General features: G+C 48.2%; 16 protein-coding genes, 1 tRNA gene and 2 pseudogenes. 12 read left to right on the top strand and 7 right to left on the bottom strand.

Going from position 1 to position 23,304, the window contains the following annotated elements:
* The 9 genes and pseudogenes from ACKI5T_RS15370 to ACKI5T_RS15330 all read left to right on the top strand — a co-directional run.
* Window positions 1-834: pseudogene (locus ACKI5T_RS15370) on the top strand (pectate lyase); the annotation flags it as partial.
* Window positions 835-901: 67 nt separating this feature from the next.
* A pseudogene (locus ACKI5T_RS15365) lies at window positions 902-1,476 on the top strand (transposase); the annotation flags it as partial.
* A 473-nt stretch (window positions 1,477-1,949) separates the two neighbouring features.
* Window positions 1,950-3,284, top strand: a complete 1,335-nt coding sequence (locus tag ACKI5T_RS15360; RefSeq protein ID WP_407438527.1) for a DUF1173 family protein — start codon at window positions 1,950-1,952, stop codon at window positions 3,282-3,284.
* A 124-nt stretch (window positions 3,285-3,408) separates the two neighbouring features.
* Window positions 3,409-5,484, top strand: coding sequence for an AAA family ATPase (locus tag ACKI5T_RS15355; RefSeq protein WP_407438525.1), 2,076 nt, complete (start codon window positions 3,409-3,411; stop codon window positions 5,482-5,484).
* The gene (locus tag ACKI5T_RS15350) at window positions 5,477-6,760 is read left to right on the top strand and encodes an McrC family protein (RefSeq protein ID WP_407438523.1); all 1,284 of its coding nucleotides are present in this window, start codon (window positions 5,477-5,479) and stop codon (window positions 6,758-6,760) included. Before ACKI5T_RS15355 ends, ACKI5T_RS15350 begins: the two co-directional genes overlap by 8 nt.
* A gap of 344 nt (window positions 6,761-7,104) precedes the next feature.
* Window positions 7,105-8,814: a type I restriction-modification system subunit M gene (locus ACKI5T_RS15345; protein WP_407438521.1), complete on the top strand. Its 1,710-nt coding sequence runs from the start codon at window positions 7,105-7,107 to the stop codon at window positions 8,812-8,814.
* Complete coding sequence (locus ACKI5T_RS15340) at window positions 8,804-10,135, top strand: restriction endonuclease subunit S (RefSeq protein ID WP_407438519.1); 1,332 nt, start codon at window positions 8,804-8,806, stop codon at window positions 10,133-10,135. The genes ACKI5T_RS15345 and ACKI5T_RS15340 overlap by 11 nt, the downstream gene beginning before the upstream one ends.
* Window positions 10,122-11,141, top strand: coding sequence for an SIR2 family protein (locus ACKI5T_RS15335; RefSeq protein ID WP_407438517.1), 1,020 nt, complete (start codon window positions 10,122-10,124; stop codon window positions 11,139-11,141). The genes ACKI5T_RS15340 and ACKI5T_RS15335 overlap by 14 nt, the downstream gene beginning before the upstream one ends.
* Window positions 11,134-14,265 carry a type I restriction endonuclease subunit R gene (locus ACKI5T_RS15330; protein ID WP_407438516.1) on the top strand — a complete coding sequence of 1,044 codons (3,132 nt, stop codon included), beginning with the start codon at window positions 11,134-11,136 and terminating at the stop codon, window positions 14,263-14,265. The genes ACKI5T_RS15335 and ACKI5T_RS15330 overlap by 8 nt, the downstream gene beginning before the upstream one ends.
* A gap of 201 nt (window positions 14,266-14,466) precedes the next feature.
* Here ACKI5T_RS15330 and ACKI5T_RS15325 read toward each other — a convergent pair whose 3' ends face one another.
* The 5 genes from ACKI5T_RS15325 to rraB form a co-directional block, all read right to left on the bottom strand.
* A complete protein-coding gene (locus ACKI5T_RS15325; protein ID WP_407438515.1) occupies window positions 14,467-15,735 on the bottom strand; it encodes a tyrosine-type recombinase/integrase in 1,269 nt (422 codons plus the stop codon).
* Window positions 15,736-15,934: 199 nt separating this feature from the next.
* Window positions 15,935-16,019, bottom strand: a tRNA-Leu gene (locus ACKI5T_RS15320).
* A gap of 108 nt (window positions 16,020-16,127) precedes the next feature.
* Window positions 16,128-16,859 carry a topoisomerase II gene (locus ACKI5T_RS15315; RefSeq protein WP_407438513.1) on the bottom strand — a complete coding sequence of 244 codons (732 nt, stop codon included), beginning with the start codon at window positions 16,857-16,859 and terminating at the stop codon, window positions 16,128-16,130.
* 25 nt (window positions 16,860-16,884) lie between these two features.
* On the bottom strand, window positions 16,885-17,643 hold the full coding sequence (gene miaE / locus ACKI5T_RS15310) for a tRNA isopentenyl-2-thiomethyl-A-37 hydroxylase MiaE (RefSeq protein ID WP_407438511.1): 759 nt from the start codon (window positions 17,641-17,643) through the stop codon (window positions 16,885-16,887).
* Between the two features lie 42 nt (window positions 17,644-17,685).
* Window positions 17,686-18,111, bottom strand: coding sequence for a ribonuclease E inhibitor RraB (rraB, locus tag ACKI5T_RS15305; protein ID WP_012015873.1), 426 nt, complete (start codon window positions 18,109-18,111; stop codon window positions 17,686-17,688).
* On the opposite strand from rraB, the gene argL reads away from it, so the two are divergent.
* The 3 genes from argL to ACKI5T_RS15290 all read left to right on the top strand — a co-directional run bounded on the left by argL (window position 18,011) and on the right by ACKI5T_RS15290 (window position 20,166).
* The gene (argL, locus tag ACKI5T_RS15300) at window positions 18,011-18,307 is read left to right on the top strand and encodes a putative translational regulatory protein ArgL (RefSeq protein WP_407438509.1); all 297 of its coding nucleotides are present in this window, start codon (window positions 18,011-18,013) and stop codon (window positions 18,305-18,307) included. The genes rraB and argL overlap by 101 nt on opposite strands.
* Window positions 18,277-19,281, top strand: coding sequence for an ornithine carbamoyltransferase (gene argF / locus ACKI5T_RS15295; protein ID WP_407438507.1), 1,005 nt, complete (start codon window positions 18,277-18,279; stop codon window positions 19,279-19,281). Before argL ends, argF begins: the two co-directional genes overlap by 31 nt.
* A gap of 126 nt (window positions 19,282-19,407) precedes the next feature.
* Window positions 19,408-20,166 carry an IclR family transcriptional regulator gene (locus ACKI5T_RS15290; protein ID WP_407438505.1) on the top strand — a complete coding sequence of 253 codons (759 nt, stop codon included), beginning with the start codon at window positions 19,408-19,410 and terminating at the stop codon, window positions 20,164-20,166.
* A gap of 7 nt (window positions 20,167-20,173) precedes the next feature.
* On the opposite strand, the gene ACKI5T_RS15285 is transcribed toward ACKI5T_RS15290, so the two are convergent.
* Together ACKI5T_RS15285 and ACKI5T_RS15280 are read right to left on the bottom strand one after the other, a co-directional pair.
* Window positions 20,174-21,793 carry a glycoside hydrolase family 43 protein gene (locus ACKI5T_RS15285; protein ID WP_407438504.1) on the bottom strand — a complete coding sequence of 540 codons (1,620 nt, stop codon included), beginning with the start codon at window positions 21,791-21,793 and terminating at the stop codon, window positions 20,174-20,176.
* Between the two features lie 12 nt (window positions 21,794-21,805).
* Window positions 21,806-23,185: an MFS transporter gene (locus tag ACKI5T_RS15280; protein ID WP_012015869.1), complete on the bottom strand. Its 1,380-nt coding sequence runs from the start codon at window positions 23,183-23,185 to the stop codon at window positions 21,806-21,808.
* Between the last annotated feature and the right edge of the window lie 119 nt (window positions 23,186-23,304).

The raw sequence follows: 23,304 nt of genomic DNA, 5'->3' as shown, positions 1-23,304 counted from the left end.
GCCCAGCGTCAGTTCGGCCCGGAACTGGGCGCCGACGCACTTGAAGGCAATATGCTGCTGAAAGGCAGGACCAGCACGCTCTATTCCGAAAACGCGCTGATGCAGCTGGCGCTGGCAAAACAGCTGGGTAATGACGGTAACGATCTCAAAAAATGGACGCTGGATGGCCTGAAAGCCTTCGCCACCTACGCCTATGATGAGCCGACCAATAGCTTCCGTCCCATGTTAGCCAATGGAACCGATCTCTCCGGCTACGTCTTAAAACGGGACGGCTACTACGGCAAAAAAAGCACAACACTGAAAGCCTATCCTGCGGGTAATGAGTTCCTGCTTTCCTACGCCCGTGCGTGGACGCTGGAGCCGGATCATGCCATCTGGAAAGTCGCGCGCGGCATCGCCAAAGGCCAGAATCTTGGTGATATCGGCGAACCTGGCGGTGAGAAGCTCAAGCTGAATATGCAGACGGATAACCACGAGCCCTACGCCATTTTTGCGCTGATCGACCTGTGGCAGGCGACGGGGCAAAAGGCGTATCTGACGTTGGCGGATCGCGTGGGGCAAAACATCCTCAGCACTCAGCGCGTGAACGGCTTCTTCGTTGACGATCCGCAGGCTGAGTTTACCAACATCGACCATATTGCGCCGTACGCACTGCTTGCGCTGGAAGCGGCGTTCAACAATAAACCTGACGCGGTGGCACCATTCCTGAACGGCGCGGGATTCACCGAGGGCGCTTATCTGATGTCGGACGGGACGGTTCGTTACTCCACCCGTGACGACGAGCTGTTCAAGCTTAAGCCGGGCGAACTGCTCAAGCCTAACGGCAAGAAGTAAACACTGAATCGCCACAGGTTTAACAGACACCCCAGAGTCATTTAAGATGACTTAAAGAGAGGTGCCCATGAGCGGTAAACGTTATCCCGAAGAGTTTAAAATTGAAGCGGTAAAACAGGTTGTTGAGCGTGGCCATTCTGTTTCCAGCGTCGCAACACGTCTCGATATTACTACCTACAGTCTTTACGCCTGGATAAAGAAGTTCGGGCCGGACTCCTCGACTAACAAAGAGCAGTCAGATACTCAGGCCGAGATCCGCCGACTTCAGAAGGAGTTAAAGCGGGTTACTGACGAACGGGACATATTAAAAAAAGCCGCGGCGTACTTCGCAAAGCTGTCCGACTGAGGTACGCCTTTATCCGTGACAACAATCGTTGCTGGCCTGTCCGCCTGCTCTGCCAGGTGCTGGATGTGCATCCGAGTGGGTTTTACGCCTGGCTTAAGCAGCCACATTCACGACGGTATCATGCTGATCTGAAGCTGACGGGGCATATCAAGCAGTTCTGGCTGGAATCGGGCTGTGTTTATGGATATCGCAAGATCTATCTCGATCTGCGGGATACCGGGCACCAATGCGGTGTAAACAAAGTCTGGCGGTTGATGCAACGAGTGTGGATAAAGGCTCAGGTCGGATACAAGAGGATTACGATATCCTGTTCTGCGAATGCTGCAGACTGAAAATCAGCGTTGTTATTGATGAACTTACAGGAGTAAAAAGCTTTGTTCATACGCCACTGCGTCTGGAGACTGCAAAATTACTTACAACTTGCCTCTACAGCAAATCTGCAAATAATTTAGCCATTGGGAGTAAACCTCCAAAACAGACTCTACGCGTAACGTTCGCTCATCTACGACCTGGAAACTCCCGTCACCTTCCCTGCAAAACGACTAAGCAAAATTGGCGTTGTTGCTGGTGCCATATCTGTTGGAATGGTGAAAAGGTATGCCCGCAATGTGAAGATTGGATCTATGCCGTTAGTGCCTAGTTCTTACCATCTGAGTTTTGGCGCTGCGACTTGCAGATCTATAACCCATTATTTAAATGTGGGATATTTGAACAATCATGGCGAATGCGATAAAACATCAACTGGAAGACAATCACAAAGGTGAAGTCAATGGAAAGGAAGCAACAGCCAAAGGTCTGCGTACATCTTCTTGATAAAGAAAAACCGTATTACTTTTCGCCTGAGCAACAAAAATCCACGCCACCCAACTTTTTCCAGCACTCACTTAAACTCGCCAGGGATAACCGCAATTACATTGCGACCTGCTGCTGTGATCCAGCTCAGGAACTTAAGCTTTATGTCAGAAGCAACAAAGGCTCCGGTCCATTTACTCTCTGTCGTAACCCAAACACCGGTCCTCGGCACAAACCATCCTGCTCATACTTCTCTCGTATAAATACTGATGGTGGTGCAAAAGCATATTCATCAGCGGCTGTCAGGGAAGAGGAGGACGGAACCCTTCGTATCGGATTAGATTTTTCGTTACGCGTATCGACGGCGGACCCTGAACGCGCAGCTCCGCCTGCAATACATCCTCCAAGGGAAAGAAAGCAAGTCGAACGTCTTAGGAAAATGAAGATGTTAGGTCTTCTTCATTTGCTTTGGGAAAACACAGGGCTAAACGAATGGGCTCCATCTCTGGAAGGAAAGAGAAGACTGACAACAGTAATGAGCCGTTTGTTTAAGGAAGCCAGTAGCATTAAACAAAGCCACACAGTTCTGGCCGATGTTCTATTGCGCCAAGGAAACGAGCATGCCAATAAGAAAGCTGTGAATTACGCATGTGCGAAAAGTCGCCGTCTGATCGTTATCTCAGAACTTAAAGCATGGTCTCCAACTCTGAATGTTGGCAATAATCTGCCTTTGGCAGGAACCACAAAGAGCAGTCCCCCTGCAGGGATGCCTTATCTAACAATCGATAAATCCCGTTGGGAAAGTTCCTTAGCCAGATTTCCACGGGATGTAGCATGGTGGCAGCGTGGTGGTAAAATTATTGCTATTGCTGTCACCGACGTGCCAGTCAAAAAAACATCTAAAAAGTCTGGCCAGGAATATTTTTCCGCCTGTGTTCGTCAGGTGGTTTTAATGATGGTGAGTGAACGATGGATCCCACTTGATTCATCTTTCGAAGGGATCATTGAAGAAAAGCTAGCTAAGGAACGACGCCAGTTTATCAAGCCATTGATTTATGATTCTGCGGAAGATCAGTACCATCCCGACTTCATACTTACGGATGTCAATGGTACAGACTTCGTTCCTCTCGAAGTATGGGGACGTGATACTGAGGATTATTTACAGCACAGGGCTGTGAAAGAAAAATGGTATCAGCAAGAGTTTGGTGACACTTGGTGGTCATGGGACGCTGTAAGGGATCCGAGAGGCGATGAAATACCGACCTTCCCACCGCGAAAGGAATATTACCAATTCAGATACCCTATCGAGTAAGAGTCTTTTGGAAGTATGCAAGCCGCTGATGTTGTTCTACCAGCCTCATGGATTTACTTAACGCAATTAGAACGCATCATCTTCGTTAAAAAATAAGCAATGTCGCCGCAGAGGAAAGGTCACGATGACTCTTGTAGATAGTGTCGAGGCAGGCAAGCTGACGCTCAGTGAATTGATTGATACCCTGGCAGAAAATGAAAATTATGAACCTTCCAGGTGGAATCAGCGATACCGTGAATTTACGGGGCTGCTACAGCAAGTCCCAACATTCACGGCACCTGGATCTGAAGATTTGCTCAAACGGCTTTGGTATGAACGTGATAACGGCATTGCTAGCATTCGTCAGGGTGTCCCTTCATTGGCGGAATATCAGCAAAGTCTGCCACTGCTTAGAGAACTAACCGAACGCGTTCGTCAGCAACCAGATGAATCTACCTATCAATACGTAGGCAGTGCTCTGCAGAAGGCCAAAGAAACCGGGCTACTTAAGCGTATGTATTGGAGTTTGAGAAACCGCGTTTTTGCCGCTTTTTTGCCAGAAATCTGCACCAGTGCCGTGGATGAGAATGCGTTTACAAAAGTGGCAGATTTCTTAAATAAGATGTTCAGCCTAGGTTTGGAACTGAATGGAAGTTGGCTGCAGAAAAACCATGAATTGAAGCAAGCCATCCACTCTAAATCCCCGAATGCAGATCCATATTACGTAAATATGGCTATCTGGGATCTCTATGAATTGCTCCGTCAACGCGATAACGAACAAAAGCAGGAGAAAGTGTCCGATACAACATCAACAGCCAGTAGGGAACTCACCGAAATTAATACCCTACAACATTCACCAACTAATGTGATCTTCTTTGGCCCCCCAGGCACTGGCAAGACCTTCACGTTACAGCAAAAAATGAAAGAGTACACCTCTCATGCTGTACCAGCCGATCGAGATGCCTGGCTGGATTCTCGCCTTGAATCGTTGAACTGGATGCAGGTCATAACTCTGGTGTTGCTCGATCTTGGTAAACGAGCAAAAGTTCGCCAAATTATTGAACATAAGTGGTTTCAACGGAAAGCACTATTAAATGGCCGTAGTAGCAACTTTTCACAAACTGCTTGGGCAACGTTGCAATCCTTCACCATACCGGGATCAACTACAGTCGCTTACAAAGGCCGCCGTGAACCAGCGATCTTCGACAAAACTGCCGATAGTGAATGGTTCCTGGTTGAATCCCAGTTAGAGCAAGTTGATGAGCTGCTTTCTCTATATGCTGAGTTAAAACAGGGCCCTAAATCTGCCGAAGCCATCCAGCGTTTTGCAGTGGTTACGTTCCACCAATCTTACGGCTATGAAGAATTTATTGAGGGTATCCGCGCTCGCTCTGACGAAAGTGGCAATATCTCTTATCCCATTGAGCCGGGTATCTTTATGCGGCTGTGTCAGCGTGCTAATGCCGATCCAGCACATCGCTACGCCATTTTCATTGATGAGATCAATCGCGGAAACATATCCAAGATCTTTGGTGAACTAATCTCACTCATTGAAGTAGACAAGCGTGCGGGTATGTCCAATGCAATGAGCTTGCAACTGTCTTATAGCGGTGATCACTTCAGCGTACCCGCCAATGTCGACATTATTGGAGCTATGAATACAGCGGACCGTTCTTTAGCTCTGATGGACACGGCTTTGCGCCGTCGCTTTGACTTTGTCGAAATGATGCCAGATCTCTCTTTACTGAGTGGGGCTAAGGTGAAAGGCATAGAGCTCGAGTCGTTGTTAGAGGAACTCAACAGCCGCATTGAAGCACTTTACGATCGAGAACATACGCTGGGGCATGCGTTCTTTATGCCGGTAAAAAATGCACTCGATGCCGGTGATGAAGAAGTTGCGTTTAAACAATTGAAGATCGCATTCCAGAAAAAGATCATCCCGCTGTTGCAGGAATACTTTTTCGACGACTGGAACAAGATCAGGCTGGTGCTGGCAGACAACCAGAAACAAGACGACAGTATACAATTCGTGACTGAGAAAACCGACGATCTGGATTCTCTTTTTGGTAACAACCATGGTTTAAGACGTCATGATCATCAATCGACAGCCTACGAGCTCGCTGCATTTGATCAAGAGATCTGGAATATGCCACAGGCTTATCGTTCAATTTATCAGCCCCAGCAGACCACTCCTGATGAGCAGGCTTTAAACCATGGGTGAAGTTATCTCAGTTTTTGAATATGACCTGCTGGGGAGTGGAAAAGCGGCATCAGTGGGCGCAAAGCTGGTCCCTCAACAGGTCTTTGATTATTTAGAAGCTCTTAGCCTAACAAGCATTCAAGGAAGCCAGTTTCTCAAACTCACTTCTCGCTCAGGCTTCAAATTGCTTCAGGTGCAAAACTACGCGGGGATGCTTTCAACACCTCACGGTTTCCAGCTTGAGATACTGCCCAAGGTTGGTAAAAACCTCACAACTGCAAGTGCGCGAGAAACATTGTTTACGATGTTAAGCCATCTGCCTGGGTTTCGGCATATTCAAACCCAGCAGGCAACTCTACAGGCTCAGCGCATGCCTTTGCTTGAGATTTTTATCAGTCAGTTTTTGCTTAGCGTCAGCCAATTGCTTAAACAAGGTTTACGCTCCGACTATGTGAGCGAGCAAGGTAATCTGGCTTTTATGAAGGGCAAGCTAATGCTTTCTGCACAGCTGCGACATAACGCGGTGAATCGCCATAAGTTTTGTGTCGATTATGATGACTATATGCCTGATTGTGCAGCCAACCGGCTCTTACACTCCGCACTGAATAAGTTACTTAGTCTGCAGCTGTCATCTGAGAATCAACGCTGGCTTTACGAATTGCGCTTTGCTTTTGACGGTATTCCACTTAGTCGGGATATTGAAAGTGATATAAACAACTTACGCCTCGAGCGTGGTATGGCTCATTACAACGAGCCAATGGCGTGGGCACAATTGATCCTGAGCGGAATGAGCCCGACTGCCTTGCAGGGAAATACCAAAGCGATATCCCTCTTGTTCCCTATGGAAGCAGTGTTTGAATCATTTGTTGCACAAACCCTCCCCTACGAGCTTCCTCCTCACCTTGAAGTTCAGCCACAGATTTCCACTTATTCCCTTGTTAAGCACGGACTTCAAGATTGCTTTAAGCTTCGCCCAGACTTGTTGATTCAGTCACGTCAACCGGTTCAAACCAAAATGGTGATGGATACAAAATGGAAGCTGGTGAACAGCAACGATCAAAAAAAATCACTGTACGGGCTGGCGCAATCTGACTTCTATCAAATGTTTGCCTATGGCCAAAAATACCTTGGTGGAACAGGCGAGATGTATCTGATTTACCCTGCGCATGATGATTTTAGCCAACCGATACAGCAGCATTTTTCTTTCTCGGACAGTTTGAAACTATGGGTTGTGCCATACCAGATAACAGCAAAGCGCGGGGAGAGGATGATGTGGGCGAGTGATGTGGGCGAGTGATGTGTCCAGCTTATAGAACGGTTTAATACATATACTGAAGTAAAAGCTGGCAGAGACCTTTTCTTGGTTGCGTGTAGGTTAAGGCAATCGATGACCATGCTCGCTGATGTGTTTACTGCACACATTTTAATCCTTCAATGAATGTTTTGACACTTTTCAACCTTCATAAATTGACCATTTCAGGTCAAAAAATCAGCTTCTCAGCCTGAATTTAGTAACAATTCTTTGCGTAGCATCGTTTGCCAATCCTCTCGTTACAGGTATCATTTTGCACAGTTCATCACAAATACAATTTCATAGCAGTGCAAGATGTAGGGCAACTGTTATCTAACTTAAGGATTTACATGAATAACGCCGAGCAGCTATTTCTTAATGAGCTGGATAACAAATTCTGGAAGGCCGCCGACAAGCTTCGTGCCAATATGGACGCAGCCAACTACAAGCATGTGGTTTTAGGGTTAATCTTTCTTAAGTATGTCTCCGATGCCTTCGAAGCCCGCCAGCAGGAGCTGATCACTTTATTTCGCAGTGTCGGAAATCCCGACAATATCTATGCAATCTCACGCGAAGATTACGACACAGAAGAAGAGTACTCGCTAGCAATCCAAGACGAGCTCGAAGTGGAAGATTATTACACTGAGAAAAACGTATTTTGGGTACCTAAAGCCGCTCGCTGGGAAACGCTGAAAAATAAAGCTATGCTACCGACCGGCACTGTGCTGTGGGTAGATGAAACGACCGGCCAAGACGTGAAACTGCGTTCGGTTTCTTGGCTGGTGGACAATGCGTTCGATGAAATCGAAAAAACCAACTCAAAGCTGAAAGGTATTCTGAACCGCATCAGTCAGTACCAGCTGAGCAATGACGTATTGACCGGCCTAATTAACACCTTTTCCGACGCCAACTTCAGCAATCCGGAATATAACGGCGAGAAACTGAGTTTAAAAAGCAAAGATATTCTCGGTCACGTTTATGAATATTTCCTTGGGCAATTCGCGCTGGCTGAAGGGAAACAGGGTGGCCAGTACTACACGCCGAAAAGTATCGTTACCCTGATTGTCGAAATGCTGCAACCCTACAACGGCCGAGTGTATGATCCAGCAATGGGTTCAGGCGGATTTTTTGTCTCCAGTGACCGTTTTATAGAAGAGCATGCAGGAGAGAAGCATTACAACGCCGCTGAGCAGAAGCGTAATATCTCAGTGTATGGTCAGGAATCGAACCCGACAACATGGAAGCTTGCGGCGATGAACATGGCGATCCGAGGGATCGACTTTAATTTCGGCAATAAAAACGCCGATACTCTACTGGACGATCAGCATCCTGACCTCCGCGCCGACTTTGTGATGGCAAACCCCCCATTCAATATGAAAGAATGGTGGAGTGCAAAACTGGAAAACGATGTGCGCTGGAAATACGGCACACCTCCTCAGGGAAACGCTAACTTTGCATGGATGCAGCATATGATTCACCATTTGGCTTCAAAAGGCTCGATGGCGCTCCTTCTGGCGAATGGCTCGATGAGCTCAAATACTAACAACGAAGGTGAAATCCGCCGCAATCTGCTTGAAGCCGATTTAGTTGAGTGTATGGTAGCCCTTCCTGGGCAACTATTTACCAACACCCAAATTCCGGCCTGTATATGGTTCCTCACCAAAGATAAATCCGGGGGTAACGGTAAAGCACACCGTAAAGGCGAGGTTTTGTTTATTGATGCCCGTCAGATTGGCTTCATGAAAGATCGGGTACTGCGTGATTTTACCCGGGAAGATATAGCCAAAATTGCAGATACCTTCCACGCTTGGCAAGCTGATAAAGATTACGAAGATATTGCCGGGTTCTGTTTCTCTGCCTCCTTTGAAGATATTCAGAAAAACGACTTCGTACTGACTCCGGGCCGCTATGTGGGTGCTGCCGAACAAGATGAAGATGATGAGCCGTTTGCGGAGAAAATGGCTAGAATGACTGCACAGCTTAAAGAACAACTGGAAGAAAGTGCTCGTCTTGAAGTAGAGATTAAAACAAAGCTGGGAGGGCTTGGCTATGAGTTTTGAGATGATTCAAGCCAATCTTAGTGATTTTATTAATTTCAGAAATGGTAAATCATCGCCAGATAGGGATCCTAAAGGCGAGTTTGATGTATACGGTTCAAATGGAGTAATAGGCCAGTGTGCTGAAAAAAATGCTCCTGAATTTAGCTTGATCATTGGGCGAGTTGGCTCATATTGTGGAAGCGTTTATCAATCAAAGAAAGCTTGCTGGGTTACAGATAATGCGATCATTGGTGCTCTAAAAAATAAAAATGAATCGGATTTTTGGTATTTTCTATTAACAAAGCTAAATATTAATTCAATGAGCTCAGGCTCTGGTCAGCCTTTAATTAACCAGAAAATTCTCAATAGCATCCAAGTTACAGTTCCTAAATCATCTAAAGTTAGAGAGGATATTGGGGCCTTTCTCAGCCTGTTTAATGAAAAAATAAAGATTAATGAGGATGTTAACCAAACTCTCGAACTCATGGCTCAAGCCTTGTTCAAAAGCTGGTTTATCGATTTTGAACCAGTTAAAGCCAAAATTAGGGTACTTGAAGCAGGTGGTTCTCATGAGGATGCAACACTTGCTGCCATAGCTGCGATCTCAGGAAAAGATGCTGATGAACTGGTAGTTTTTGAGCATGAACATCCTATGCAGAATTCGGAACTTCATGCCACAGCAAATCTATTTCCATCAGCATTGCAAGAAAGTAAGTTTGGAAAGATTCCTGAAAAATGGACTATCTCTGAAATTGGGAAAGAAATAGATATTGTTGGTGGAGGAACACCTTCTACTAAAATATCTGAATTTTGGGATAATGGTGACATACACTGGACTACCCCGAAAGACTTATCAGGTCTGCAAGATAAAATTTTGATCCACACAGAGAGAAGAATAACTCAATCTGGATTAAGTAAAATATCTTCCGGATTGCTTCCAGTTGATACTGTTTTAATGTCATCCCGTGCCCCAGTTGGCTATCTAGCTATTTCAAAAATACCTATTGCAATTAACCAAGGATATATTGCAATGAAATGTAGCTATGAGCTCTCCCCTGAGTTCGTGTTACAATGGTGTGCGGCAAACATGCCAGAAATATTGGCTAGAGCGAGCGGCACAACGTTTGCTGAAATAAGTAAGAAAAATTTCAACCCGATACCATTGGTAAAGCCTCCGGCTCATCTTGTTAACGTTTATACTCAAAAAGTAAAGTTGTTATATTTATTCATTGAAAACAACTGTAAGCAGACAAGGGAATTAATAAATATTCGGGAGGCAATAACACCTAAACTCCTTTCAGGAGAAATTTCTATTGAGGAGATTTCCAATGGAGTATTATGATAAATTATTTCGCGATTATCTTAACGAAGAAGGAGGTGTTAGTATCGCAGGAAGTAATTTTTTAAGGGATATTATACTGCAAACTCTTGATGAATCTCTTTATAATGAGGCATATTTAGAATGGTTAGACCAAAGAAAAGTAACTTTTATTGAAAAGGCTGATGAAATATTAGAGCAATTTGATCAAGAGGACAGATTTAATAACATTAAAGGTATTTATACCAGAGGTATGCTTATTCCTTTTATCGGAGCTGGTTTATCTATCCCCAGCAACTATCCAGGGTGGACAGACTTTCTTTATAAATTACATAAACAATCAGAAATAGAAGAAGAAAAATTCGATCATGTTATCAAATCAGGTGATTACGAAGAAGCAGCTCAATTATTATTAGAAAACTTAACTCCCGGAAGTTTTTTTGAACAGATAGAAAATATTTTTTCTGCCACCAGGATAATTAATGGTGTCATCCAAAGAATTCCTTCAGTTTTTAAAAAAAGTGTTATAACTACAAATTTTGACAATGTAATAGACCGATGCTACTCGGCTGAGAATATCAATTTTGATGAAATTCTAATAGGCAAAGACGCCCTTCTTCTCCCAAAAATTTTGGCAGAAGGAAAAACTGTCCTATTGAAATTACACGGTGTAGCAACTAACACCCGAGGACGAATTTTAACAAAAGAAGAATACATTAGTCACTATCAAGAATCACGTGGTCTTATCGATGTTATTGAAGTGCTTTCACATAATTCATTATTATTCTTAGGGTGCAGTTTGACAGTAGATAGAACTATTCTTTGCCTTAGAGAACTAATGCATCAAAAAGGTCATTCAAATATGCCGAGACATTATGCCTTTCTGAAATTAGAGAATGAAGCTGAGCGCATTAGCAGACAAAAGGAACTTGCTAAAGCTAATATTTTCCCCATTTGGTATACAGATGATCACAATGAGTGCCTAGAAGCATTGCTTGAAAAATTAATTGAGGGGAACACTGATGAATGAAACCACATTAGAAGTTTCCTGTTTACAATGGTTTGCACAAGAAGGATGGGAAATTTTACACGGGCCAGTTATTGCTCATGATGGCAAAGATCCACTCAGGACTTCGTTCCATGATGTTTTTTTGCGTCCTGTATTATTAACTCAATTACAAAAGATCAACCCGCATCTTCCTACTTTTGTGTTGGAGGAGGTGATAATTCGTATCACTCATGCAGATAGCCCAGACCTAGTTGCTAATAACAAAGCCTTCCATCATTTGCTACTCGAAGGCGTGCCAGTGCAGTACAAGCAAGACGATAAAGTCATTCATGATAAAGCGCTACTAATAGATTTTAATAAGCCACATCATAACCGCTTTACAGTAGTCAATCAGTTATTCATCCAAGGAACGAAGCAGATGCGTCGTCCTGATGTGATCGGCTATATCAACGGCCTGCCCATGATAGTCATCGAATTGAAAAGCCCAATCGATGCTCAAGCTGATATCTGGTCAGCGTTTAATCAATTACAGACTTATAAAAGCGAACTCAGTGATTTGTTTATTTGCAATGAGGTGCTTGTAGTTAGTGATGGCTATAATGCTCGAATTGGTTCTCTTACAGCTAACAAAGAACGCTTTCTCCCTTGGAAAACATTAACCAATGAAGAGGATAAACCACAATTTGATTGGCAACTGGAAACAGTAGTTAAAGGATTTTTTAACCGGAAACTACTGCTTGACTACATTCGCTACTTCGTACTGTTTGAAAGTGATGGCAAAAGAATTATTAAAAAAATTGCCGCCTACCATCAGTTCCATGCAGTGCGTGAAGCGGTTGCGGCAACGATCGTTGCATCCACCGGTAAGCGTTTACCTTTACGCAGCAACATTATTCCTGGTAGTAAAAAAGCTGGGGTGGTATGGCACACTCAAGGCTCAGGAAAAAGTATTTCCATGTGTTGTTATGCAGGGAAACTACTACAACAGGTGGAGATGAATAATCCAACGATCGTGGTGGTAACTGACCGTAACGATCTTGACGGGCAACTGTATGCCACGTTTTGTCAGGCGCAGGATTTACTTAAGCAAGAGCCATTACAAGCAACTGACCGTGATCAGCTTCGCGAGTTAATCAATATGCGCGAATCAGGAGGTATTATTTTTACCACTGTGCAGAAATTTGCACCACTGGACAATGAACAAACACATCCGGTGCTAAATCAGCGCAGCAATATCGTAGTGATCTCTGATGAAGCTCACCGTAGTCAATATGGCCTGAGTGCCACTCTGGACCATGGCACTGGAAGTTACAAGTATGGTTACGCGAAACACATGCGTGATGCGCTGCCGAATGCATCGTTTATCGGCTTCACCGGAACACCTGTTTCATTTGAAGACAAAGATACCCGCGCAGTATTTGGTGATTATGTGTCAATCTACGATATTCAGGATGCAGTAGAAGACGGCGCGACAGTCCCGATATACTACGAATCGAGATTGGCGAAACTCGATCTCAATTATGAAGAACTGGAAGCGCTGTCCGAGCAAGTCGATGAGCTTGTTGAAGACGAAGAGACGGATCAAAGAGAGAAAACCAAGGGAGATTGGAGTCGCCTGGAAAAACTGGTTGGTTCTGAAACTCGGATCAGTCTAGTTGCCGCCGATCTAGTCCAGCATTTTGAGGCGCGTAATGCCATGCTGTACGGTAAGGCGATGATTGTTGCCATGAGCCGTGAAATATGTGTGAAGCTGTATGATGCTATTGTTTCATTGCGTCCACAATGGCATAGCGAGGATGTCGATAAGGGTGAAATAAAAATCATCATGACAGGCTCGGCTTCGGATTTAAGTCACCTCCAGCCGCACATCTACAATAAGCAGACCAAAAAACGGCTGGAATCACGGTTTAAAGATCTTAACGATCCGCTAAAGCTGGTCATAGTGCGTGATATGTGGCTTACCGGGTTTGACGCGCCATGCTGTCATACCATGTATATAGATAAACCAATGCGTGGTCATAATCTGATGCAGGCTATCGCTCGCGTAAACCGAGTTTTTAAAGATAAACCGGGGGGGCTGGTTGTAGATTACATTGGTATTGCCAATGAGTTAAAACAAGCTCTGAAAATATATACTGACTCCAAAGGTAAAGGTCGAACAACGATTGATGCCAGTGACGTTTTTTCAGTTATGATGGAAAAGCTCGATGTTATTCACAGTATGTTCGCTAAAACTACTACCGATGCTGGCTTAGATTATTCAGTATTTGAGAATAACCCGCAATATGTTCTTCTTGATGCAGCAAATTATATTCTGGGACTTAAGGACGGAAAAAAACGTTATTTTGACGTTGTACTTGCGCTGAACAAAGCATGGTCACTGTGTAGTACTCTAGATGAAGCAAAACCGATGCAGAAAGAGCTGGCTTTCCTTTCAGCAGTGAAAGTAGCAATTATTAAACTCACCTCCACTGATAAAAAACTCAGCCAGTCTGAGAAAAACTCTTTGCTGGGTCGTATTCTAGACAATGCCATTATCGCCACCGGTGTAGATGATGTGTTTGCACTTGCTGGGCTAGATAAGCCTAATATCGGCTTACTTTCTGACGAATTTTTACAGGAAGTACACGATATGCCACAACGAAACCTAGCCGTAGAACTTCTCCAAAAACTTCTGAATGATGGAATTCATGCTCGCACTAATAATAATGTCGTTCAAGAAAAGAAATACTCCGATCGACTTAAAGCTGTGCTGCTCAAATACAATAACCGTGCTATTGAAACTGCTCAAGTTATAGAAGAATTGATCCAGATGGCAAAAGAGTTTCAAGCAGCCATGGCTCGTGACGATGCACTTGGTCTGGATCCAGACGAAATTGCCTTCTACGATGCACTGGCTGAAAATGAAAGTGCCGTTAGGGAATTGGGCGATGATATACTAAAAAAACTAGCAATTGAGGTCACTTTAAAGCTACGCCAATCCACCACTGTAGACTGGCAGATACGTGAAAGTGTACGAGCAAGATTACGGATTCTGGTGCGTCAGACACTACGCAAATATAAATATCCACCAGACAAAACAGCGGATGCAGTTGAGTTAATACTGAAACAAGCTGAGCTTGCTTCTAATCGCTGGACAGCTTGATATTTTGTAAAAAATAAAGGGAAGCTAGCTGCTTCCCTTTATTACATGAAGCGGCAGTGTTAATAGATCAGACCAATTCTTCTGTGGCTAAGCCATAAACCGCTTCTAACCCGGAACTCCTAGGTACATTGCTAAAATAGCGTCGTTCAAAGGAAGACTTCGGTGAACATGAATTAACAAGAAGTTACGCACTCCATTGAATCATAAATGATTTAGTTTATTGACTCTCCCAAAATCAAACGGACTAACCCCCTTCTCCCGATTCGCATCCAGATAATCCGCCCACCACTGCAGCATTAGCCTGCGTTCCCCCAGATGCTCGGCCTTATGAATATAAGCCGCACGCACAGAGTTACGTTCCTGGTGACTCATCTGCCGTTCTACTGCATCCTTCGACCACATTCCCGACTCAATCAATGAACTACAAGCCATCGTCCTAAAACCATGCCCACAAACTTCGACCTTCGTGTCATACCCCATTACGCGCAGCGCCTTGTTCACCGTATTCTCGCTCATGGGTTTACGTGGATCATGATCGCCAACGAAGATCAGCTCTCGATTTCCACTCATTCTTTTGATCTGTTCCAGAATGGTCAGAGCCTGGCGGGATAAAGGAACAAGATGAGGAGTACGCATCTTTGATCCTCGATGTGAATGCTTCACACCTTCCAGTGGCTCACGCTCTCCCGGAATCGTCCACATAGCTGTTTCAAAATCCACTTCTGACCAACGTGCAAAACGCAATTCACTAGATCGAATGAAAACCAACAACGTTAGCTCCACAGCTAAGCGTGTTAATGGTCTGCCGGTATATGTGTCGATACGATGAAGTAGTTCAGGAATACGATTAAGTTCTAGCGCAGCACGATGCTGTCGTTTAGCGGTAGCGACCGCGCCAGCGATCTCTTGTGCGGGGTTGTAGTCAATTAAGCCACTCTGCACGGCAAAGCGCATTATTGCTGTTGTTCGTTGCTGTACACGAGCCGCCACCTCAAGACGCCCAGACATCTCTACGGCTTTAATGGGAATAAGTAAATCTCTGGTTTTTAACTCAGCGATATTTCGCTTACCAATCGCATCGAACAGATTATCTTCCAGACTTTTAAGAACACGGCCACTATGCGACTCAGACCACTTTTGATTGCTAGCGTGCCAGTCTCTGGCAACAGATTCAAATGTGATGACATCTTTAGCCTGTTCTTCTTTTACTGCACGCTTATGCTCACGAGGATCGACGCCGGCAGCAACAAGCCTCCTGGCCTCTTCCCTCTTTTGACGAGCATCAGCCAGTGACGTTTCGGGGTAAACACCAAATGCCATCAGGTGCTGCTTACCAGCAAAGCGGAAACGGAAGCGCCAATATTTGGAGCCGTTAGGATGTATCAACAAAAACATGCCGTCGCCATCGACGAGCGAGTATTCCTTTGCTTCAGGTTTTGCCGAACGCACCTTGGTATCAGTCAGGGCCATGATGGTATTCCTTCCATATGTTGCCGTGAGTATATAAGCTTTATCGAACCAGCATATATACTCGGTTATATACTCACAAGCATGTTGATGTGGGGTAACTCAGATTGACGTCGGTTGACTGAAAAGCGGGGCAAAACCTTGCGGGGGCTGGATTCTAGACATAAAAAAAGACCTCAGTTGAGGTCCATTTACATACTTTTGGTGCCGAAGGCCGGACTCGAACCGGCACGTATTTCTACGGTTGATTTTGAATCAACTGCGTCTACCGATTTCGCCACTTCGGCACTGAAGGGGATGATGCGGAAACGTTGTGGATTATACCTGTCACGCGCTGCCTTGCAAGCGGCAGAGCGCTATTCCGGTGCTAAGTGTCGAAAAAACCAGCGTAACGCCTATTCCAGTTCTGAAACCGCGAGCCGAATCACGCCTGCGGCGTGGTTTTCAGGCAGTTTCAGCACCTTTGCCCACATCTCCTGCACCATATCGCACGACACCTTCTCTTTTCCCGTCGCTTGATCAGGGGTTTGCAACAGCTGAATATCCTCGCCGTATTTCTCGGCCAGCTCTTTCATGATCGGTCGCACATCCGCAACGGCCGTTTCGCGTTCCTGCGGCGTCACGGTATGTTTGTTCTGACCATACGCGGCACGCATCATGTCGGCGTCGGCCTGCATACGGCGCTCCATCATCGGTTTATCCAGCACCCGCAGCGGATTGATACCGCCTTTCACATCGGGATACAGAAAGCGGAAACAGGCGTCGTCACTCACTTTCTGAATGGCAGCGGTCTGCTCCATGTTCGCTCGCATGTAATCCACCACGTTGGCGTCGGGCGCATTTTGCAGCCGCGACATCTGCAGGCGCAGAATTTGCGGCTGGATCACGTCGATGATGTGCTGCTCGGAATCACCCTCTTTCTGCATCGCCAGGATCTGAGCGCGAATACGTTCCTGGAACGCAGGATCCTGCTCCTTGAGCACTTGCCACGCGGGCATACTGTTGAGCGTGGTATCAAGGCGATATTCAGGGGTGTGCTGCAGACGTTGTTTGTCGTAATAGACCCAGAAGGCCACTGCGGCGGCCAGTACGGCAACGGCGACAATAGGTTTCCACGTTCTTCTCATCTCGCATCCTTTTTGCAGTGACGGGTTACACTGGCAGGCCGCTATGAAAGCGAAACTCCTCGTCCGGTGTCGAGATAAGTGTGGCTTCTATTTCGCCAAAAATCTGTATCCGTAAAGAGATATCGTTGTCGCTCACCTGTTGGGCAAGTGTCAGATAGTCCTGGTAATGACGCGCTTCCGAGCGCAGTAGCGACAAATAGAACTTTTGAAGGTCGTCATCCAGGTACGGCGCCAGCGCGGCGAAGCGTTCACAAGAGCGCGCTTCTATATATGCCCCGCAGATCAGTTTATCGATCAGCGTCAGCGGTTCGTGAGTACGGACTTCTTTCAGCATGCCTTTGGCGTAGCGGCTGGCGGTGATTTTGACGTACGGAATGTTGCGCGTCAGCATCGCCTCACGCACCTGCCAGAAGTGGTGCAACTCTTCTTTTATCAGCAGAACCATACTGTCGATAAGCGCCTGCCCCCACGGGTCGTCGGTTTTCGGCATCACGCTTTTGCTAATCTGCTTATGCAGGGCAACAAAATCAGGTTCCGGCCCTTCGCGGAAGGTGAATGCTTCGTACGGCTTGAGCCAGTCGAGTAACGCATCCGCACCGCGTTTATCGGCGACGTATTTACGCACCAGCAGGAGCGCAGTCTGCGCGGCCTTAAGCTCGCACACCATGTGGTCAGTGAGCAGCAGCGGTAAATTCGCGGGATCGCGGGCTTTATCGATCCACGCTTGCGGAGTCGGGCACTGGAGGAAGTTCAGAACAGGGGAGAGAATCTGCGGGTAATCCATGGGGGTTCCTGATGCGGCAGCCGAAGCTGCCGCGAATAACACTTAGTGACGTACGCCGTCGTCGTCTTCGTCGATGCTGTCTTCATCATCTTCGTCGTCGCCGTCTTCACCATTCGGATCTTCGTAGTAAGTCCCCCAGCCGTCGTATTCCACTTCGAATTTATCGGCCAGATCCATCAGCTGTTCTACCTGCGCGTCGATAAGTTCCGCTTTCAGCGCGCCTTCGCTCAGGATATCGCAGCAGATGACGGTTTCGCCCTCTTCCACTTCCAGCTCTTCTGGCTCGGTCACTTCGTAACCCATTTTGAACGCTTCTACCGCCAGCTTCTCCAGCGATTCAAAGTCATCTGCAGAGAAATGGTGCTCGATGGTATACAGCGCGTCCGGATCGCTGCCGTCTTCCAGCAGCTCTTCAATGATCAGGCGCGTCTCTTCGCGTTGCTCTTCCAGCAGTTCTGGGTTTGCCATGGCTCGTTCCTCTTTAAAGTTCGGCAGATACTTCTATTTTCACACACGGATGTGTTTGCCTCCACCTAATGTAAGAAAGATTTGTGAAACAGGGTTGCAAATGAATATTCATACATATAAAGTGAATTTTAATTCAATAAGTGGCGTTTGCCATGTGAGGATAAAATGTCTGAACTGTATAAAAAACACTTCCTGAAACTGCTCGACTTTACCCCTGCACAAGTCAATTCCCTGTTGTCGCTTGCCGCTCAACTCAAAGCTGATAAGAAAAATGGCAAGGAAGTACAGAAGCTTACTGGCAAAAATATCGCGCTCATCTTCGAAAAAGACTCAACTCGCACACGATGCTCTTTCGAAGTTGCCGCATTTGACCAGGGCGCTCGCGTCACTTATCTCGGCCCGAGCGGCAGCCAGATTGGGCATAAAGAATCAATTAAAGATACTGCGCGCGTGCTTGGCCGCATGTATGACGGCATTCAGTATCGCGGTCACGGCCAGGACGTTGTCGAAACGCTGGCGCAGTACGCTGGTGTGCCGGTGTGGAATGGCCTGACCAACGAGTTCCATCCCACGCAGCTGCTGGCAGATTTGCTGACCATGCAGGAACACCTGCCGGGCAAATCCTTTAACGAGATGGCGCTGGTGTATGCGGGCGATGCGCGCAACAACATGGGCAACTCGATGCTGGAGGCGGCGGCGCTGGTGGGGTTGGACCTGCGTCTGGTTGCGCCAAAAGCCTGCTGGCCGGAAGAGCGTCTGGTCGCAGAGTGCAGCGCGCTGGCGTTGCAGAACGGCGGGAAAATCACGCTGACAGAAGATGTCGCGGCGGGCGTGAAAGGCGCTGATTTTATCTATACCGACGTGTGGGTGTCGATGGGCGAGCCAAAAGAGAAATGGGCGGAGCGTATCGCGCTGCTGCGGGGCTATCAGGTGAATAGCGAAATGATGGCGCTGACGGGCAATCCGAACGTGAAATTCCTGCACTGCCTGCCTGCGTTCCACGACGATCACACTGCGCTCGGCAAGCAGATGGCAAAAGAGTTCGATCTGCATGGCGGAATGGAAGTGACGGACGAGGTGTTCGAATCCGCAGCCAGTATCGTTTTCGATCAGGCAGAAAACCGTATGCATACCATCAAAGCCGTCATGGTCGCGACGCTCGGCAAATAAGTTTTCGGCAGTCTGAAAATCCTCATCCTGGCCCTTTCCGATGCGGAGAGGGTCAGCAGTCGATTGATTTTTCAGCGTAAAAAGGGTACGTTTTCGCCTTAACTTCAGCGTGGACAAACCGCCATTATGCCTATCATTCAGTCTGTTGAACGTGCATTGCAGATCCTGGACCTGTTTAACGAGCAGGCCACGGAGCTAAAGATCACCGACATCAGCAAACTGATGGGGCTGAGCAAAAGTACCCTCCATTCGCTCCTCAAAACGCTGCAACTTTATGGCTATATCGATCAGAATCCCGAAAACGGCAAATATCGCCTCGGCATGAAGCTGGTCGAGCGCGGCCATTTTGTGGTGGGCTCGATGGATATCCGTCAGAAGGCCAAAAGCTGGCTGACCGCGCTGTCCCGTGATACGGGGCAAACGACTCATCTGGGTATTCTTGATGGACGGGAAGGGGTGTACATCGAGAAGATCGAAGGGAAGCTCGCCGCGATTGCCTATTCGCGCATTGGCCGCCGCCTGCCGGTGCATGCCACCGCCATCGGAAAGGTGCTGATCGCCTGGCTGGATGAGGCAGAATTAAATCCGCTGCTGGAGGGATATCATTACACCACGTTTACTCCTGCGACCATTACCTGCCGCGAGGATCTGCTGGCCGCGCTGGCGCAAACGCGTGCGCAAGGTTACGCCCTCGACAGCGAAGAGAACGAGCAAGGCGTGCGCTGCGTGTCGGTGCCGGTGTGGAATCATGAATCGCGCGTGATTGCCGCGCTGAGCCTGTCAACGCTCACCTCCCGCGTGGACGATAACGAACTGACGCGTTTTCGTCTTCAACTGGAGGAGGCCGGGCTACAGCTCTCACGCGCGCTGGGCTACCCGGCCTGAGGGATGACTACTCAGCTACCGGTGCGTAGCTGAAGTAATCGAAATCGGCGTAACAGCCATCGCCGCTGATATCCTCGCAGTGCAGGCCCACAAACGCCCCCGTAAAGAACCCGCGTCCGCCAATATAATCATCCGACAATTTCCACGCCTCATACGCGATCGGCACAGTCTGCCACGCCTCACCGTCAAACGAATAGCTGTAGCGATACACCAGCCGATCGACGTCCACGCGAAGCCATACGCTCTGCGCATTCTCCGGAACAAGAATTGGCTGCTCATGGAGTGGCCACGACGGCACGTTATGGTCAAGCTGGATCACCTTCAGCGTTCGCCCCAGCCCTTCCTCATAATCAACAAAGCAGTAGCTCCAGTTTTTGGTGTTGTAATAGCAAGTTATTCCCGCGCTCTGCTGGAAGTGCTGCGGAGCAAACTCCATACGGGTTTCCGCGCGGAAGGCAAAGTGTTGCCAGCGTCGCGCCACGGTAGACTGCGTAAACGTCGAGTTGAGTGAATCATTACCGTGCAGGCGCAAAAAACCAGGGCGTGCGCTTAGTGAACCGAGGGTGCTGTCGAAAGGAATGCGCAACGTCTGAAGTTCAGGGTCGAGCGTGTCGGCGTCAAAATCGTCACGCCAGGTGGGCTGCATGATGGCATGACCCTCGGTCATTTGCGGCCCCTGGACGATCAATTGCGCATGCTTGCCGCCTTCAACATACGGCCATCCGTCGCGCCACGTGATACGCGCAATCCCCGTTTCACGCCCTAACACGCAGTAGCCGCGCCCGCCGGAGGCGAGCAGGGGAATGCCCGGCAAACGCTGCGGACGGCTGGTGAGATACGCCATGTACCACTCGCCGGTGTGCGTCTCCAGCAATGACCCGTGCCCACTTTTTTGCAGTGGGTTTTCAGGCAGATGCCAGCTGGTCATCATCGTCACATCCGGGTGCAGTTCATACGGGCCTTCCAGCGTTTTCGCCCGCAGGACGACCACGGCGTGCTCATAGCTCGTTCCACCCTCCGCCACAAGCAAATAGTACCAGCCGTCTTTGCGATAAATATGCGCCCCTTCGGTGTAGCTCAGCGGCGTACCGGTAAAGAGCGTTTTACGTTCCGGCGAGAGTCGCTGCGTCTGCGGGAAGTACTCCTGCATAACGATGGTATTGTGCGGATTGCTGTGGTGGCGCGCTCCCCAGGGACGATAAATATAGAATTTACGGCCATCGTCTTCGTGGTACAGCGACGGATCGAACCCGCCATTGCCCATCGGGATCGGCTCGCTCCACGGCCCTTCGATGGACGGCGCAGTCACTAAAAAGTTGCGGCCGTTTTTCCACGGCGAATCGACAATTTTGACGTCGGTGTAGAGCAGCCAGAACTGCCCGTCGGCATAGCTCAGACACGGTGCCCAGATTCCGCCGGAGTCCGGGTTGCCTTTCATATCGAGCATCGACACGCGATCCAGCGGTGTACTGACCAGCGACCAGTTTTTCAAATCGCGGGAGTGATAAATGCGTACGCCAGGAAACCACTCAAACGTGGATGTGGCGATGTAGTAATCCTCTCCCTGGCGGCACATCGAGGGGTCCGGGTTAAAGCCGGTCAGAATCGGGTTATTCAGAGTGTACATTTTGCCTCCTTCTTAATGAGATGCCGCCGTCGCCGCCGCAGGAATATCCTCACCCCGCGCCGCGCGATGCTTCAGCAACTGCTGGCTGATCGCTTCCACGCGCGCATCGGACAGCTTATAGAGTGAAAGCATGATGAACATGCCGACGTAGAGCACCACCGGCACCACGCAGAACAGAATTTTGATGGTGCTTAAGACTTCAACCGGCTGCACGCTGCTGCTGGCGGAGTAGTTCACCCAGGCCAGGATCCAGCCCACCACCGCCCCGCCAATCGCCAGGCCAATTTTCAGGCTGAAGAGATAAGTTGAGAACACAAGCCCGTCCAGGCGGCGTCCGCTGCGACTCTCTTCGTAATCGACCACGTCCGAAGCCATCAGCCATTGCAGCGGCGTGGTGGTGTTAAAGACGAACAGGAACACAATGTTGAGGGCAAAAATCAGCGCCATATTCTCGGCTGGAGTGAAGAAAATCAGCAGGCTAATCAGGGAATAAACCACGATAATCCACTTGAACGCTTTCACGCGGTCGAACCGACCCAACAGTCGGGAAGAACAGAGCGACCCAAACATGGTGGCGATACTGCCGTAAAGCAGGAATTGCGTCGCCATTTCAGGATGATCCATCACGTATTTGACGAAATAGAGCGTAGCCCCGCCGCGCACCACGTTGGAACAGGTGGCCATCATTTTGAATGCGCACATGATGCGCCACTGGGTGTTTCCGAACAGCAGTTTGAGGTCTTTCGAGACCGATGAACCCGGCTGCACCTCAAAGGTATAGCGCTCTTTCGTGGTAAAGAAGCAGACATACAACAGCACTACGCCGCTCAGCCCCAGCACGCACATCGCGCCAAAATAGCCCAGCTGTTCATTGCCTTTACCGATGATCCCCACCAGCGGGAGGGCGACGCCGCTGATAGCCAGCGATCCCGCCGCCGCCAGGAAGAAGCGCCAGGACTGGAGGGCATGGCGCTCTTTCGGATCGGCAGTGATCACCCCAGGCATCGCGCAGTACGGCACGTTAACGAAGGTGTAGACCAGCGTCAGCAGGATGTAGGTCACGCAGGCGTAGATGATTTTGCCGTTGGCCGAGAAATCCGGCGTGTAAAACGTCAGCATGCAGACGATGCCAAACGGGATCGCGCCCCATAGCAGGAACGGGCGGAACTGCCCGTGCCGCGTCCGGGTACGGTCGACCAGCAGCCCCATCAGCGGATCGGTCACGGCATCCAGCACGCGCGACACTAAAAACAGCGTGCCCATGATGCCTGCGGATAAGCCAAAGACATCAGTATAGAAATAGGCGAGCAGGAACATCGTCGCCTGCCAGACGAAGCCGCAGGCGGTATCACCCAACCCGTAGCCAATCTTGTCTTTCATGGTTAATTGCATATGGACCCCCAACGCAGAGAGTGGAACGGTGCAGACGTCAGGGACCTGTTCCAGGCAAATTCATCGCCTGGTGCATCGTCAGGAATACACCCTTTTTTCGTGTGCTGATTTCACAGTTT

It is taken from the genome of Lelliottia sp., assembly GCF_045627565.1.
Classification (GTDB): Bacteria; Pseudomonadota; Gammaproteobacteria; order Enterobacterales; family Enterobacteriaceae; genus Enterobacter.
This window is presented reverse-complemented; position numbering and strand designations above follow the sequence as displayed.